The organism is Fodinicola acaciae (assembly GCF_010993745.1).
Lineage (GTDB): Bacteria > Actinomycetota > Actinomycetes > Mycobacteriales > HKI-0501 > Fodinicola > Fodinicola acaciae.
Genome location: NZ_WOTN01000002.1, coordinates 1 through 14,268, shown reverse-complemented (window position 1 = coordinate 14,268; position 14,268 = coordinate 1). Strand labels below are relative to the sequence as shown.

Below are 14,268 nucleotides of genomic sequence, written 5' to 3'. Positions count from 1 at the left end.
TGGCCCCCACCCAACAACGGGTGGGGGGTGGGTCCGTGTGGAAACTTGTATAAGTAGAAAAGTTGATCTTGGTCGAGGTCAGCCGGCGAGCTCGGCGCCATCCGGCGAGTCGGCGGCGGCCAGCCACGAGCAGATGCCGTCCACGGCGTCCGTACACGTGCCGCAGCCGGTGGTGGCGCGGGTGGCGCCGGCGAGTTGTCGCACCGACCGCGAGCCGGCCTGCCAGGCGTGTACGAGCTGCCGCTTGGTGACCCGGTTGCAGCGGCAGATCTCCGCCTCGGCCGGCAGCCGCGACGGGCCGCCGTGCGCCGCGCTCTCCGGGGGCAGCGCGCGCCCGAGCAGCAGGCCAAGGCGGTCCGACGGCGCCGGGATGCCGCGTACGAAATGCTGCGTCACAGCCGCGCCGGCATCCGGCAGGCCGAGCACGACCGCGCCGGCCACTCGGTCGCCATCCAGCGCGACCCGCGCGTAGCGGCCACGGCGCGGGTCGCTGAAGGCCAGCTCCTCGTCGCCGTCCAGCGAGCCGACCGACACCAGGTCCAGGCCACGCGCCTTCAGCCGCGCGACGGCCGGCGTACCCAGATAGCGCGCTCCGAGATCGGCGCCGGTCAGCAGGTCGGCGAGCACCTCGGCCTGTTCCCAGCCGGGCTGGACGAAGCCGCTGACCGCTCCGGTGTGCTGCGCACAGTCGCCGATCGCGTGAACCCCGGGCACCGATGTCGCCAGCCGGTCGTCGACCAACACGCCGGCGTCCACGTCCGCCCCGACCGACCGCGCCAACCCCGTCTCCGCGATCGCTCCGGCGGTGACCACCAACGAGTCGGCGGCGACGACCTCGCCGTCCTCCAGCCGCAGGCCACGATCCGTCCATCCGTTGGCGCGCTGGCCCAGCCGTACGCCCACACCAAGCCGGCTGACGACGTCCGCGACGATGGCGCCGGCGGTGGCGTCGAGTTGGCGATCCATAAGGACGTCGCCGGGATGGACGAGCGTCACATCCTGACCTCGCTCGGCGAGCGCCACGGCGACCTCGACGCCCAGCACGCCGCCACCGAGCACCGCCACCGAGCCGTCGCGGTCGCGCAGCCGCCGGCAGTCGGCCAGCGTACGGAAACCGCCGTCGAGCCCCGGCAGCTTTCTTGCGGTGCTGCCGGTGGCGATCACCAGGTCGTCGTACGCGAGCACCTGGCCGTCGCTGAGCCAGGCCTTGCGCGCCAGCGGATCGACGGTGTCCACACGTAGACCGAGCCGCAGGTCTGTCCGGTGCCGGAAGGCCCATCCCCGGTCGTGCGTCAGCAGCTGCTCCTCGTCCAGCTGACCGGCGACGACACTGGGGAGCAGGATCCGGTTGTACGCCGGCTCGTCGCCGACGACCGTCAGCCGCACCTGCCTGCCGCGCGGGTCGCGCCGCCGGATCTCCTCGGCCAGCCGCGCTCCGACCATGCCGTAGCCGGCGATCAGCACATGTCTCACACCGGCTCCAACCGGACGGCGGCCACCTTGAACTCCGGCATCCGGCTCACCGGGTCGAGCGCCGCGTTGGTCACGAGGTTCGCGGACTGCTCGGCCGCGAAGTGAAACGGCAGGAAGACCGTGTCAAGCCGCATCGACGACACACACCGCACGCGTGCGCGCGTACGACCGCGCCGCGACACGACGTCGGCGTAACCGCCGTCGGTGAGGCCGGCGCGCTCCGCCGTGTCGGGATGTATGTCGACGCGCTGCTCGTTGGTGACTTCCATCAGCTCGCCGACGCGTCGCGTCTGCGCACCGGACTGGTAGTGCTCGAGCAGGCGGCCCGTCGTCGCGTACAGCGGATACGCGGCGTCGAGATTTTCGGCCGGAGCAGCCGATTCCACCGTGACGAACCTGGCCAGTCCGTCCGGATGTGCGAAACGGTCCAGGAAAGGCCGCGGCGTACCGGGATGGTCGGTCGCCGGACACGGCCAGTGCAGCGCCTCGTTTTCCAGCCGCTCGTAGGTGATGCCGGAATAATCCGCCAAACCGCCGGCCGATGCCGCGCGCAGTTCCTCGAAGACCGTACGCGGATCGGTGGGGAAACGGTGCTTCGGCTGACCGAGATGGCTCGCCAGGCTGGCCAGCAGCTGCAGATCCGTACGTACGCCAGGCGGTGGTTTCATCGCTTGTTTTCGGCGTAGAACGCGGCCTTCGAGGTTTGTCAGCGTGCCTTCTTCTTCGGCGAACTGCGCGACCGGAAACACGACATCAGCCATCGCCGCTGTCTCCGACAACACCACGTCCGCGACCGCCAGAAACGACAGCCTGCTCAGCTTTTCCCGGATATTGTTGAGATTTGGCGCACTGACCGCGATGTTCGACCCGAAGACGAGCAATGCCCGCGGACCATCCGGCTCGCCGAGCGCGTCCAGCAGTTCGTACGCCGAACGGCCGGGTCGCGGCAGGCTGTCCGGATCGACACCCCAGACGCCGGCGACGTGCGCGCGAGCCGCCGGGTCGTCCAGCTTGCGGCCGCCGGGGAGCTGGTCGGCTTTCTGGCCGTGTTCGCGGCCGCCCTGACCGTTTCCCTGTCCGGTGATCGTGCCGTAGCCGGAGCCGGGACGGCCCGGCAGTCCGAGCGCGAGCGCCAGGTTGATCCACGCCTGTGCGGTGTCCGTGCCGTGCGCGTGTTGCTCCACACCGCGCGCGGTGAGCACATACGCGCGCTCCGCGGAGGCAAGGAGCGAGACGGCCGTACGGATGTCGGCGGCGGCCACGCCGGTGACACGCTCGGCTCGCTCCGGCCACCAGGTCGACGCCAGCCGCCAGGTCTCATCGAAACCGGTGGTCCGACTGTCCACATAGGACTTGTCCAGCCAGCCGTCGGTGACGGCCGCGTGGAACATGGCGAGCGCGAGGACGAGGTCGGTGCCAGGTGCCGCCGGCAGATGCAGGCCGCCGGTCGCGATCGCCTGCTCGGCGGTGGCCGTACGGCGTGGATCGACGACGATCTGGACGGCGCGGCGGAGATGGCCGACGAACGGCGGCATCGTCTCGGCCACGTTCGCGCCGGCCAGCAGCACCACCTCGGCGTCGTCCAGGTCGGTGACCGGGAACGGCAGGCCTCTGTCCAGGCCGAACGCGCGCGTGCCAGCCGCGGCGGCAGAGGACATGCAGAAGCGGCCGTTGTAGTCGATCTGCGAGGTGCCGAGCGCGACGCGCGCGAACTTGCCGAGCGCGTACGCCTTCTCGTTGGTGAGGCCGCCGCCGCCGAAGACCGCGACGGCGTCCGGACCGTACACGTGTCGCAGGCTCGTCAGCTCATCCGCGACCCGGCCGAGCGCGGTCTCCCAGCTGACCGGCCTCAGCTGGCCGCCGTCGCGCATCAGAGGCTGCGTCAAGCGGTCGGCCCGGCTGCTCAGCAGCGCCGCCGAGGTCCAGCCTTTCCGGCACAGGCCGCCGCGGTTGGTCGGAAACTCGCGCGGCTCGACCACGGGCTCGGCGCCGGACGTGTCGACGGTGATGGCGCACTGAAGCGCGCAGTAGGGACAGTGCGTGCCGGTGTGCGCGGGCATCGGCACCTCCTGCGCCGGTCGGAGGCTCCGATTCCAGCAGCGGATTCTTGCCGGCGTGTAACGGCCGGTTTCAACGGTGAGAATTCCGCCTCACACGGCCGCTGTCACACCGCGAGCCGCCCCATTTACCCGCTACAGGCCGAAACTGTCGTACCCACCTGCCAATCTGGGCCCCCACCCAGATCGGGCGGGGGGTGGGTTCGCGCGGAAAAAGTTGCAACGTCGTGTAAAAACCTCTCAACCCACCCCCCGCCCGTTTGGGTGGGGGCAATTCAACGGGGTGGGTGTGACAGTTTCGCGCCGTAGCAGGTGTTTCAGAGCGGCCAGGTCATCCGTACGCTGGTGCCGGGGCCGTCGTGGTTGGCCTCGACCTGCAGGTCGTCGACCAGGCCGGCGATCAGCGCGAGTCCGACGCCGGCGGCGATCGCCTCCTCGGAGAGCTCGGCGCCGTTGGCCTCGTCGCGCGCGATCCGCACCGGGTCAGGAGCCGCCGCGCCTTCGGCCAAACCGAGGTCGTCCGGGCGCAGCTCGGTGCCGGCGCTGTCGGTCACCACGACCGTGAAGGCCGGCGCGTCCTGCAGGTCGAGTACGACGGGGTCGGTGTTGCCGTGTTGCTGGTGCAGGCCGACCGCCCGCGAACACGCCTCACCGACGGCCAGCCGGATCTCGTCCAGGACCGGCTCCTCCAGCCCGCTGCGCCGAGCGACCGCCACGGCGACGAGCCGAGCGGTCCGTACGTGCGCAGGGGTCGGTGAGATCTCCAGGCGAACAGTTGCCATCGGCTAGTCGGCGGCCACCGCTTCGGTCACCGTGGCGAAGATCGGAAACACCTTTTCCAGGCCGGTGATCCGGAAGATCTTCAGGATCCGGTCCTGCGTACACACCAGTCGCAACGAGCCGTTCTGCGCACTGACCCGCTTGAGCGCGCCGGCCAGCACACCGAGACCGGTCGAGTCGAGGAACTCGACCCGCTCCATGTCCACCACGATGTGCGTGTTGCCGGCGCCGACCAGCTCGATCAGCTTCTCCCGCAGCCGCGGGGCCGTGTAGACGTCGATCTCCCCGCCGACCTCGACGATGGTGCGCGCACCCTCCGTCCGGGTGGCTAGCTTCAACTCCACCTCGCAACCTCCCCGCCAGGCACCTGCGTCCGGTACCGAATTGTGCCGTACCGGCTCCGCCGCCCCGCCGACGCGTACCGACCGAACGGCAGAATCCAACCATGGCGGGGCCCTCCGGGGCGATGCGTATCGCGTAACAGACGGCATCGCCGTGGCCTCCGACAAAGTTGATCATGCCTGATTTCCGGCGATCGCACTGGTAAACCCGCACATTGCCGGAATTTGCCGATCATGGCCCGCAAACCGCGCCTCTTCCACTGGGTGGTCGCGGCGCGGAAACGTCAGACGCACGTGGCAGTCTCGTCGTCGTGACCGTCATCCGATCGCTCGACCCGGCCACCCTGCTGGCCGGACTGCGGGGCCGCCGGCACGCGACGGATCCGGTGACCCACGTCGAGCAGCTGGCGCCGCGCGAGGGCCGCCAGGTCGACTGGCCGGCCTGGGCTCCCGGCCAGCTGGTCGACGCGTTCGTATGCGCCGGCGTCGACCGGCCGTGGCAGCACCAGATCGCCGCCGCGCAGAGTGCCTGGGACGGCGAGTCGGTGGTGATCTCCACCGGCACCGCGTCCGGGAAGTCGCTGGCCTACCAGCTGCCGGTGCTGACGAAGCTGCTGGCCGACAACCGCGCGACCGCGCTCTACCTGACGCCGACCAAGGCGCTGGCCGTCGACCAGCTGCGGACCGTCACCGCGCTCGACCTGCCTGGCGTACGAGCCGCCAACTTCGACGGCGACACGCCCAACGACGAGCGCGACTGGGTGCGGCAGCATTCGCGGTTCGTGTTCAGCAACCCGGACATGGTGCATCGCAACATGCTGCCGATGCACAGCCGCTGGTCGTCGTTCCTGCGCCGGCTGACCTACGTCGTCGTGGACGAGTGCCACTCGTATCGTGGCGTCTTCGGCTCACACGTGGCCGCCGTGCTGCGCCGGCTGCGCCGCGTGTGCGCGCGTTATGGCAGTGAGCCGGTGTTCATCCTGGCCTCGGCCACCGTCTCCGAGCCGGCGGTGTCCGCGCAGCGGCTGACCGGCGTGCCCGCCGTCGCCGTGACCGACGACGCGTCGCCGCGCGGGTCGACCACGTTCGCGTTGTGGGAGCCGCCGCTCGGCGCCAAGGACGGCGAAAACGGCGCGCCGGTGCGCCGGCAGGCGACCGCCGAGGTCGCCGACCTGCTCACCGACCTGGTGGTCGCCGGCTCGCGGACGCTGGCATTCGTACGCTCACGGCGATCGGCCGAGCTCGTCGCCATGTCGGCGCAGCGGTCGCTCGCCGAGGTCGCGCCGGAGCTGGCGCGCACGGTCGCCGCCTATCGCGCCGGCTACCTGTCCGACGAGCGGCGAGCGATCGAGAAGGGGTTGCGGTCCGGCGAGCTGCTTGGCGTCGCCGCGACCAACGCCCTGGAGCTCGGCGTCGACGTGACCGGGCTCGACGCGGTCGTGCTCGCCGGCTATCCGGGCCGGCTCGCCTCGCTGTGGCAGCAGGCCGGCCGAGCCGGCCGGGCCGGCCGCGACGCGCTCGCGGTCCTGGTCGCACGCGACGACCCGCTCGACACGTATCTCGTCCACCATCCGGAGGCGATCTTCGGCCGGCCGGTCGAGGCGACCGTGCTCGACCCCACCAATCCGTATGTGCTGGGTCCCCAGCTGTGTTGCGCCGCGGCCGAGTTGCCGCTCACCGAGGCCGACGTGGAGCTGTTCGGCGGCGAGCCGGCACGCCACGTGCTCGACGCGTTGGTGAAGGCCGGCGCGCTGCGGACCCGGCCCACCGGCTGGTACTGGACCTCGCGCCAGCGTCCGGACGCCGACATCCGCGGCACCGGCGGCGAGCCGGTCGTGGTGGTCGAAAACGGCACCGGCCGGCTGCTCGGCACCGTCGACGCCGGCGCCTCGCACAGCACCGTGCACAACGGCGCGGTCTACATCCACCGCGGCGAGGTGTACGTCGTCGACGAGCTCGACCTGGAGACGGCGACCGCGCTGGTGCACGCCGAGGATCCGGAGTGGACAACCCAGGCGCGTGAGGTCACCGACGTGGCGATCGTCGAGGAACTGGTGTCCCGGTCGCTGGGGCCGGTCACGCTCGGGCTCGCGGTAGTGGACGTAACCAGCCAGGTCGTGTCGTATCTGCGCCGCCGGCTGCCTGGCGGCGAGGTGATCGGGGAGGCGCCCCTCGACCTGCCGGAGCGGCAGCTGCGCACCGTCGCGGTCTATTACACGGTCGACCCGGCGGCGCTGGCCGACCTCGGTCTGCGCGACCGCGACATCCCCGGCACGCTGCATGCCGCCGAGCACGCCGCGATCGGCCTGCTGCCGCTGGTGGCCAGCTGCGACCGGTGGGACATCGGCGGCCTGTCGACCGCCGCGCATCCGGACACGGGGCTGCCGACCGTCTTCGTCTACGACGGCTATGCCGGTGGCGTCGGTTTCGCCGAGCGTGGCTACACCGCGGCGGCGCAGTGGTTGCTGGCGACCCGCGAGGCGATCATGGCGTGCGGCTGCGATGTCGGCTGCCCGTCGTGCGTACAGTCGCCGAAGTGCGGCAACGGCAACGAGCCGCTGGACAAGGTCGGCGCGATCGCCGTCCTCGGCCTCCTGCTCACCCACCTCGACCCACCGCGAGGGTGACGTTTTGGGCGGTCACCTGCACGGCAGATAGCGCTAAAACGTCGATCTCGTGGTGGTCAGGCCGGGCCGGCGCGTGAGGTCGCGGTGGCGGCGCCAAAGCGCGCGAAGGGGCCAGGCATGGCGACGCGTACGGTGACGATCACGTCGTAGTAGTCCAGCCGGCAGACGGTCAGCTTCGCCCCGTTGGCCGTCGCGACCGTGGTGGCGCGAGCGCACGCGGCGGCCGCGCCGCTGAGGACCTGCGCCGCCCCTGCCAGTGCGGCGAAGTCGGCGGCCGCCTCAGCGCGGTGTCGGGTGACGCTGGCCGCTCCGGCGGTCGCCATGCCGGCGGCCAGCAGGACGAGCACCAGCCCGACCGCGAGCAGCCACACCGACGCGCCGCCTTCCTCGCCCCGCCGCGGAGGTGACGAGCGGGTCACCGAAGGAGGTGAAGACCGGACCGCACTCTCACCTCCGCGACGGGTGCTCATGGCGCCGCCACACCGGGCTCACGCGCTGCGCTCGCGGATCCGACGACGACCGGACCCGGCAGCTGGCCGAGTGGTCGGACGCGTGCGGTCACCTCCACTCTGATGAGGTCTCCGGACGAGGTCAACCGCACGGTCGCGCCGCTCGGAGCGAGCCGCCGGCCGTACGCGGCGGGGTTGCGCTCGCCACGGGCGGCCGCGCGAGCCGCCTCACGTGCCGCGTCGAAGCACCGGAGCTGGGTCGTCACCGCCGACACCGCCAGCAACGCGGCGGCGAGCAGCACGACCAGCACCGGCAGACCGACAGCCAGCTCCGCGGTGGCGTGGCCACGATCGCGCGACCACCATCGGCAGGCCCTCCGGACGGCGGCTCTCAGGTGTGCAGGGCCTTGCTGATGATCGCCTGCAGAGCCGACTGCACGCCTGGACTGGTCACCACCTTCAGCAGGATCCCGGCGAACGCCACCGCCGCGATGGTGCCGACCGCGTACTCGTCAAATTCCTGTGCATCCATTACAATAGGTTACGTAAGGATACGTACAGTAATGTGGGATGTTCAGGACAAACTAGCGGGAATTCTGGTTCGGATCAGTGACGACCGCGAGGGCCGCGCTTTTGGCGTTGGCCGTCAAGAAGATGATTGTCGCCACCTTTCCAACCGACTCGGAACCAAGATCTACAAGGTCTACATCGAAAACGACGTCAGCGCGAGCACCATTGCCAATGCCGATCGTCGCGAATTTGAAGACTTTATGGCTGACTGGGCAGCCGGAAAGTTTGAAGTTCCACTGGCCTACACCACCGGCCGCATTACTCGCGATAACACAGTAGCCGAGCGCGTCATTACCCAAGCTCGAATTAGCGGCATTAGCCCGCACTACGTTGCTTCTCCATTCTGCGACCTGACGACCGCAGCCGGACGGCGCATGTATCGCAGCCTCGCCGTCAATGACACCGGTGAGGCTGAAGACATCCAGGAGCGTGTCAAACGCAAGAAACTGGAAGATGCGCGGGAAGGAAAGGCCAAGGGCGGCCGTCGCACCTACGGCTACGGCAAGGTCATTGGCAACGATCCAGCCACCGGCAAAGAGGTACGCGATCCATACCAGCAGGTTGATGCGGAAGTCGCCATCTTACAGGAGGGCAAGCGCCGCACACTGGCCGGCGACAGCCAATTCACCATCGTCAGAGATTGGAACGAGCGCGGCCTCCAGACAACACTGGCCGGCCAGAAAACCAAATACCGCGGCAAAGAGTCAATCTGCGACGGCCGCTGGGATGTCGGCAAGTTCAAACGTACGCTGCTGAACGAAAGCTACATAATCTTCGATCGCACCGGTCATCCCGCAGACTGCCCATGCCTTCGCAATGACCCATCTGGCGGTACGCGGATTCACTACAACGAGCGCCACCGCGCCAAATGGCCAGGCATATTTACGGTCGCCGAGCACCGCGCCATGGTCGCGGTGTTCAACGGTCGCGACAAGTACTGGTCGAACAGTGGCCACATCCGGCGCCGGACCTACCTGCTCAGCGGCACGGTCTACTGTGGTGGTACCTGGCGGGATACCGAGCGGGTCGGCCAGCCGTGTGGTGGCCAAATGTACGGACAAGGAAAGACGCACACAAACAAAGCTGGCCAGAAGCGATACGAGCGTCGCTACGCCTGCAAGAAATGGGATGGCGACGGCAGCCGCATTGGCTGTTGCTCAGTGTTTCGCATCGCCGATGCCGTCGAAGCCTATGTGACCGAGCAGGTATTGCAACGCTTCAGTTCTCCACACATCGCCGAAGCCTTGGCACCGCCCGGCAGCGATGAGGAGATGGCTGACGTGGTACGGCACCTCGCACATCTGCGCCTACGCCGGCAGGAGTTGGCAGCTGAGTATGCCGCCGGCGAGCACGACAAGGCTGACTACCAGGTCATGTTGCGGTCGATCAAGGACCAGATCATCGTCGCCGAAGCTGACGAGCAACGCCTCCTTGCCGACGAGGTACGTCGTCTCGCCATCCCGTTCGATGGTGGTCTGCCGACCGTCTGGTCCTCGGCCAGCCTGGAATGGCGAGCGAGCGTTATCAAGCTCGTCGTCGACAAGGTGATCATCCATCCCGGTCGACCCGGCGCCCAGCTTTGGCCGGACAGCGACGGCTGGCGCTTCGACCCAAGCTTGGTCGAGATCGTCTGGCTCCGATAGGCGCGCCAGGTGCTGCCACGCGACTCGACGCCGCTTAACAAGACGAGCGGTCGTTTTCCGGTAATACGGCATCGCCGCGCTACTACTTAACGGTAATTAGGATCGACAGTCGCGTTGCGACTCACGCCTGCCGCTCTGGCAAATTTAAGAATCGGTGGCCGAACGATTGCGATGCCTAACCATGCAACGTTGCAGACACCAGGAAGCGCCACACACCCCATTGCACGCTTTGCACCTACGACCTCGCTTTTCGTCAGGAACTGCCTAACAGCTAGAGTCCGCCTCGTTCGGTGTGAAGATGCACGCGTCCTTCGCTTGCATTCGGACCATCGGGCTGATCCATTCAGAGGGCGGCCGTCGACAGTCGGATACGCGGGGGGATACCGAACAGGAACGACGGTCGGGCTCTGGATTGGATCGTCTGGGTATGTAACCGCCCACCCAGGCTGCCATGGCAGACGAAACCTAGAAAGAAGTGAAATGGTCGCGAGCCAGAACCGGGGGCCACTGGATGAGGCCTGCGTTGAATTCGACGACTTCTACCTGGCGTGCATGCCGCGCCTTGTTCGGTTTGTGATCTATCTCGGCGGCATCAAGCCTGAGGCTGTCGCTGCGGCAGAGAAGGGTTTGCGGGCGGTCCACATCGGTTGGAACGAGTTCAATCACAAATTGACGGCCTTCAGTGTCACTCAACGCGAATTCCTAACGAGCCGCGTCGGCTGCACGCTCGAAGACCTGCACGAGTGGGAGATCTCGTCGCAGCTGTCGGATGCAGAGCTGGAGTTGTTTGATGCCAAGGTGCACCACCATGTGCGGACAATTCGCGCGTTGCCGTTTGCTCAGCGTCAGGCGTACGTCTGGAGGCTGGAAAAGTTTCCTTACAAGGTCATTTCTGGAGTAATCAACAAGCCGGCCGTGACGATCCGCTCGAACGTTCGCTATGCCAGGAAAACGATAAAGAAGGGGGCCTGCGACCTCCTCCGGTCGCAGGAAGCAAGTCCAGTTCAGTTGGGGGAAACCGGAGGGTGACAATGAGCGGACATGGGCGCTGGGGTGAGCAGATGCCCGACGATGTCGACGATGAAGATGGTGACGACGAGATTGAAGACTGGATGCAAGCGCTGGACGACCAGTTTCTCACGTCTTTGCACTCGGAAGGCGAGATTCAGCAAGGGTTACTACGCCTGAAGCAGGAGGCGGCGCTCCAAGCGGCTACCGTGGCACACGCCAGCGGCCGAAGCGACCAAGACGACGTCACGCGATCTATTCTGGCCGGCGAAACGACGAGCGAGTTGACCCGCCTAACGGGCGACGACGAAGCGCGGCGACGGCTGTACGTCCGTGACGAGGATAAAGAAGCGTCCTTCCCGGCGTTGCCCGCCTTAGGACTTCGGCACCTACTCCAGCCACCCGGACCGTTGCAACGGCGAATACGACAGGTGGCGAGTGCCCTACATATTCTCGCTGCTGTCTTGCCGATCGTCATCCTATCGAGTCATCCAACCTCGCAGCTTGGTTGGATTCTTACCTACGGTGTTGGAATAGGCGCTGGCCTGGCTGTCAGCATTATGATTCGACTAAAGTTGGAGCGTTGGTTGGCGCAGCGGCCGGCACGATCTCGTTCTGTGCCCCTGTCACAGCGCCGCCGCTGGTGGCCTGCGCTCTCGACACGGCAGCTACGCCAGTGGCTATGGCACGGTTTCGAGGCGCGTTTTGCCGAATCACGGTTCGATGCGGCCATTGCCGAGGAGCGTGCCGACGTAATGACGGCCATGAACTGCGAGCTTGCGAGCGAAATAGTCGCGTTGCGACAATCAAGCGCTTTGCTCAAGCAAGAACTTGAGGTAGTCAAGGACGGTGTCCGTCGATTAGATCCCGCACGGCACGCTGACAGCGTGTTTGAACGACGACGAATGACGTCGGGGCCCAATATTCTGCGAAGTACGTCGCCGTTGCCGTCATCACCGGTTCGGATTGCACCACTAGGCGGTCTAACGGCTTTCACGCCATACTCACGACGCACTGATGGTCGGGATGCCTCATTTCCGATTGGCGTCAATCGACGTGGTCGCATATCAGTTGGACCGCCGCGACAACGCCCGTATGGCTCACAGCGACGGTCTTCGTCTCCGTAGACTTCAGCTTAGGTCGCCATTCCACATTCGTGACGCCTATCCTGCTGGCGTCACTCTTCTGTTTCCGACCCCGGTCGCGTGCTGCGACCGGGGTCAGCCTTTGTCTGCGTTACCGCCGGCTGCAGCTGATACGCAACCGCCGCCGAGTGCACTCAATACTCAGCCGACGCCAGCCCAACAGGCAGACGATGACGACCAGAATCACCAGCACTTCCGTTGAAGTCTGGCCCGGCAGAGCGAGGGTGTTCACGAATGTTTCTCCTTACGACGTGGGGAACGAAGGAGAACACGCAGGCCGGCTCCATATTGTGCAAGCCGTGCAAACTCTGTATGGTTCAGTTGCGGGTTCCAGAGCTTGCATGCATGTTCTTGGAACGTACGGCATTCGGGTCGGCAGTGACAGCTGTCGACCCGTTTCCGTTCCACCAGCATACTGGGCGCGTCGGACTGTCGAGTGCGCGGCCCGCATATTATCTATGCTTTTTCAACGAATGCTTGACATTCCACAGTGCGAGCTCAAACACGCGACACGGCCGTAGGATGTTAATCGCGGCATCTTTCTTCGCACAGAAATTCCAACGCTTTCTAACATCAAGCCTGTGATGACGGCGCCATTGCCGCGAACCATCAGGATGGCGTTGGCCTTCGTGGCAGTACCTCAGCCCCATTTCCCCGCAGGCATGGCCGGCTCGGCTGCGACGTGACCTCGACGCCGCGATCCATCTTGCCGTAGTCGGACGGTTGCCGTCAGCGGTTATCCACAGGCAAGATGACTGACCATGAACGGGGACGAGCAGCGGCTGGCCGCGATGCTGGCGCGCTCGAAGGAGCAGCTGGCACGCGCTAAGCGCCAGGCGCCGGCTGCCACGCCAGCGAAGCAGCCACCGAGCTGGGCTCAGCGCTTGGCGATCGGTCCGGCCGCGAAGCCCGAACACTACGAGAAGTGGGCGACCGAGACACCGTTCAAACCGCGGGCCATGTGGAACGAGGCGACAGAAGCCGAGCTGGCCGCCGAGTGGTCAGAGTATCGGTCGGCCGAGCTGCAAGCGGCATTGCCGGAAGATCGCCGCGGCCGGATCACCATGGGCGCTGGTGTCGTCGTCGACGAGCACGGCAACCGACACAAGGTCATCAGCTCGTCCGAGCCGAACGGCTATATCCGCAAGGAAGTGTTGGCCGAGCTCAAGGACGACGAGACGCCGGCCCAGCAGCGCGGCAAAGAACACGCCGAGGTGCGGATCGCCGACTACGGCGAAGCGGTTGGTATGACGGTCGAGTCGGTCGGCGCGGGCCGGCCGATGTGTGATCCGTGCCGGGATACCATGATCGACCGAGACATCAACCCGACCACACCATTCAAGAATCCGCTGCCCGGTACGCCGGCGACACCAACCCAACGGTCAGGTCTGTCGCCGCCACCAGGCACCCAACCGAATCACCGACCAAACCAAGGGGGACCCCGTCGTGGTTGACGGCTTGACCACCGTTCTGCCGGATCTGTCGGCGCGCATTAACCAGGCTGACGCCGCTACGCAGCGACGGGTGGCGCTGGCGGTTGTCGAGTACGGCCTGTCGCAGGTACCAGTGCGGGTTGAGGGGCTCGATCAGGCGTTGGCCACGCTGCGGACCGGCCAGACCGGCGACGAGACGTTGCGGCAATCGATCCAGGCGGCTGCCGATGCCGCCGATGAGCGCTACTTCGCAGCGCAGGATGCCGGCGACGAAGCAGCCGAGTCCCGACTGTTCAAGGAAGCACGCATGCTGACGGCGGTGGCCGATGCGCTTGGCATCGATCCGCGGGCGGCCGCACAGCAAGCGGCGTACGAGGTACAGGCAACGCAGGATGGCGACCTGTCCGGCATAACCAGCGCAATCCAGACGGCCCTGGTGGGCGATCAGTAAGAGAACGGTCCGAGCCTTAGCCCTGTTGCGCCGTTCTACCTATCTCACTGGCACAGCAATTGAAAGCACAATCGCTTTCAGCACAAGAACCATTATGCCTGGTTGTCATGCGTCAATATTCTTGACCAGCCGGTCAGGCAAGATCATAATACAGTCCAGGTAGGGCATGCGCGAGGTACTTTCCAGCGGGTCCAAGATTACTGCCAGCGAGTGACACGATGACCAAACCCGCAACGAGATACCCCCCCCCCCCCCCCCCCCCCCCCCCCCTTTTTTTCCCCTGGGGCGGGG

12 protein-coding genes are annotated in these 14,268 nt (G+C 66.6%); 5 read left to right on the top strand and 7 right to left on the bottom strand.

The features are described 5' to 3' along the window. Positions 1-78: 78 nt before the first annotated feature. The 4 genes from GNX95_RS15265 to GNX95_RS15250 all read right to left on the bottom strand — a co-directional run bounded on the left by GNX95_RS15265 (position 79) and on the right by GNX95_RS15250 (position 4,654). Positions 79-1,473, bottom strand: coding sequence for an FAD-dependent oxidoreductase (locus GNX95_RS15265; protein WP_222853681.1), 1,395 nt, complete (start codon positions 1,471-1,473; stop codon positions 79-81). Beyond that, a complete protein-coding gene (locus GNX95_RS15260) occupies positions 1,470-3,533 on the bottom strand; it encodes a molybdopterin oxidoreductase family protein (protein WP_163508094.1) in 2,064 nt (687 codons plus the stop codon). The genes GNX95_RS15265 and GNX95_RS15260 overlap by 4 nt, the downstream gene beginning before the upstream one ends. 314 nt (positions 3,534-3,847) lie before the next feature. Next, positions 3,848-4,312: an ATP-binding protein gene (locus tag GNX95_RS15255; RefSeq protein ID WP_163508093.1), complete on the bottom strand. Its 465-nt coding sequence runs from the start codon at positions 4,310-4,312 to the stop codon at positions 3,848-3,850. Between the two features lie 3 nt (positions 4,313-4,315). After that, positions 4,316-4,654 (bottom strand): anti-sigma factor antagonist, encoded by a 339-nt coding sequence (locus GNX95_RS15250; protein ID WP_163508092.1) that lies wholly within the window; start codon positions 4,652-4,654, stop codon positions 4,316-4,318. A 308-nt stretch (positions 4,655-4,962) separates the two neighbouring features. Between GNX95_RS15250 and GNX95_RS15245 the strand changes: the two genes are divergently transcribed. After that, on the top strand, positions 4,963-7,278 hold the full coding sequence (locus GNX95_RS15245; protein WP_222853680.1) for a DEAD/DEAH box helicase: 2,316 nt from the start codon (positions 4,963-4,965) through the stop codon (positions 7,276-7,278). A gap of 56 nt (positions 7,279-7,334) precedes the next feature. Here GNX95_RS15245 and GNX95_RS15240 read toward each other — a convergent pair whose 3' ends face one another. The 3 genes from GNX95_RS15240 to GNX95_RS15230 all read right to left on the bottom strand — a co-directional run bounded on the left by GNX95_RS15240 (position 7,335) and on the right by GNX95_RS15230 (position 8,259). Beyond that, the gene (locus tag GNX95_RS15240; RefSeq protein WP_246281650.1) at positions 7,335-7,697 is read right to left on the bottom strand and encodes an Rv3654c family TadE-like protein; all 363 of its coding nucleotides are present in this window, start codon (positions 7,695-7,697) and stop codon (positions 7,335-7,337) included. A gap of 47 nt (positions 7,698-7,744) precedes the next feature. After that, positions 7,745-8,056, bottom strand: coding sequence for a TadE family type IV pilus minor pilin (locus GNX95_RS15235; protein ID WP_281356953.1), 312 nt, complete (start codon positions 8,054-8,056; stop codon positions 7,745-7,747). 62 nt (positions 8,057-8,118) lie between these two features. After that, a complete protein-coding gene (locus GNX95_RS15230; RefSeq protein WP_163508089.1) occupies positions 8,119-8,259 on the bottom strand; it encodes a DUF4244 domain-containing protein in 141 nt (46 codons plus the stop codon). Positions 8,260-8,290: 31 nt separating this feature from the next. Here GNX95_RS15230 and GNX95_RS15225 point away from each other — a divergent pair, with 31 nt between their 5' ends. The 4 genes from GNX95_RS15225 (at position 8,291) to GNX95_RS15210 (ending at position 13,977) form a co-directional block, all read left to right on the top strand. Continuing rightward, positions 8,291-9,940, top strand: coding sequence for a recombinase family protein (locus tag GNX95_RS15225; protein ID WP_163508088.1), 1,650 nt, complete (start codon positions 8,291-8,293; stop codon positions 9,938-9,940). A 480-nt stretch (positions 9,941-10,420) separates the two neighbouring features. Next, positions 10,421-10,969, top strand: a complete 549-nt coding sequence (locus GNX95_RS15220; protein WP_163508087.1) for a sigma-70 family RNA polymerase sigma factor — start codon at positions 10,421-10,423, stop codon at positions 10,967-10,969. Positions 10,970-12,977: 2,008 nt separating this feature from the next. Next, a complete protein-coding gene (locus GNX95_RS15215) occupies positions 12,978-13,547 on the top strand; it encodes a hypothetical protein (RefSeq protein WP_163508086.1) in 570 nt (189 codons plus the stop codon). Positions 13,548-13,551: 4 nt separating this feature from the next. Continuing rightward, complete coding sequence (locus tag GNX95_RS15210; RefSeq protein WP_163508085.1) at positions 13,552-13,977, top strand: hypothetical protein; 426 nt, start codon at positions 13,552-13,554, stop codon at positions 13,975-13,977. Positions 13,978-14,268 lie beyond the last annotated feature (291 nt).

Coding starts and splice junctions, on each gene's coding strand:
- GNX95_RS15260 (WP_163508094.1), bottom strand. CDS start 3,533: ATGCCCGCGCACACCGGCACGCACTGTCCCTACTGCGCGCTTCAGTGC.
- GNX95_RS15255 (WP_163508093.1), bottom strand. CDS start 4,312: ATGGCAACTGTTCGCCTGGAGATCTCACCGACCCCTGCGCACGTACGG.
- GNX95_RS15230 (WP_163508089.1), bottom strand. CDS start 8,259: ATGGATGCACAGGAATTTGACGAGTACGCGGTCGGCACCATCGCGGCG.
- GNX95_RS15225 (WP_163508088.1), top strand. CDS start 8,291: ATGTGGGATGTTCAGGACAAACTAGCGGGAATTCTGGTTCGGATCAGT.
- GNX95_RS15220 (WP_163508087.1), top strand. CDS start 10,421: ATGGTCGCGAGCCAGAACCGGGGGCCACTGGATGAGGCCTGCGTTGAA.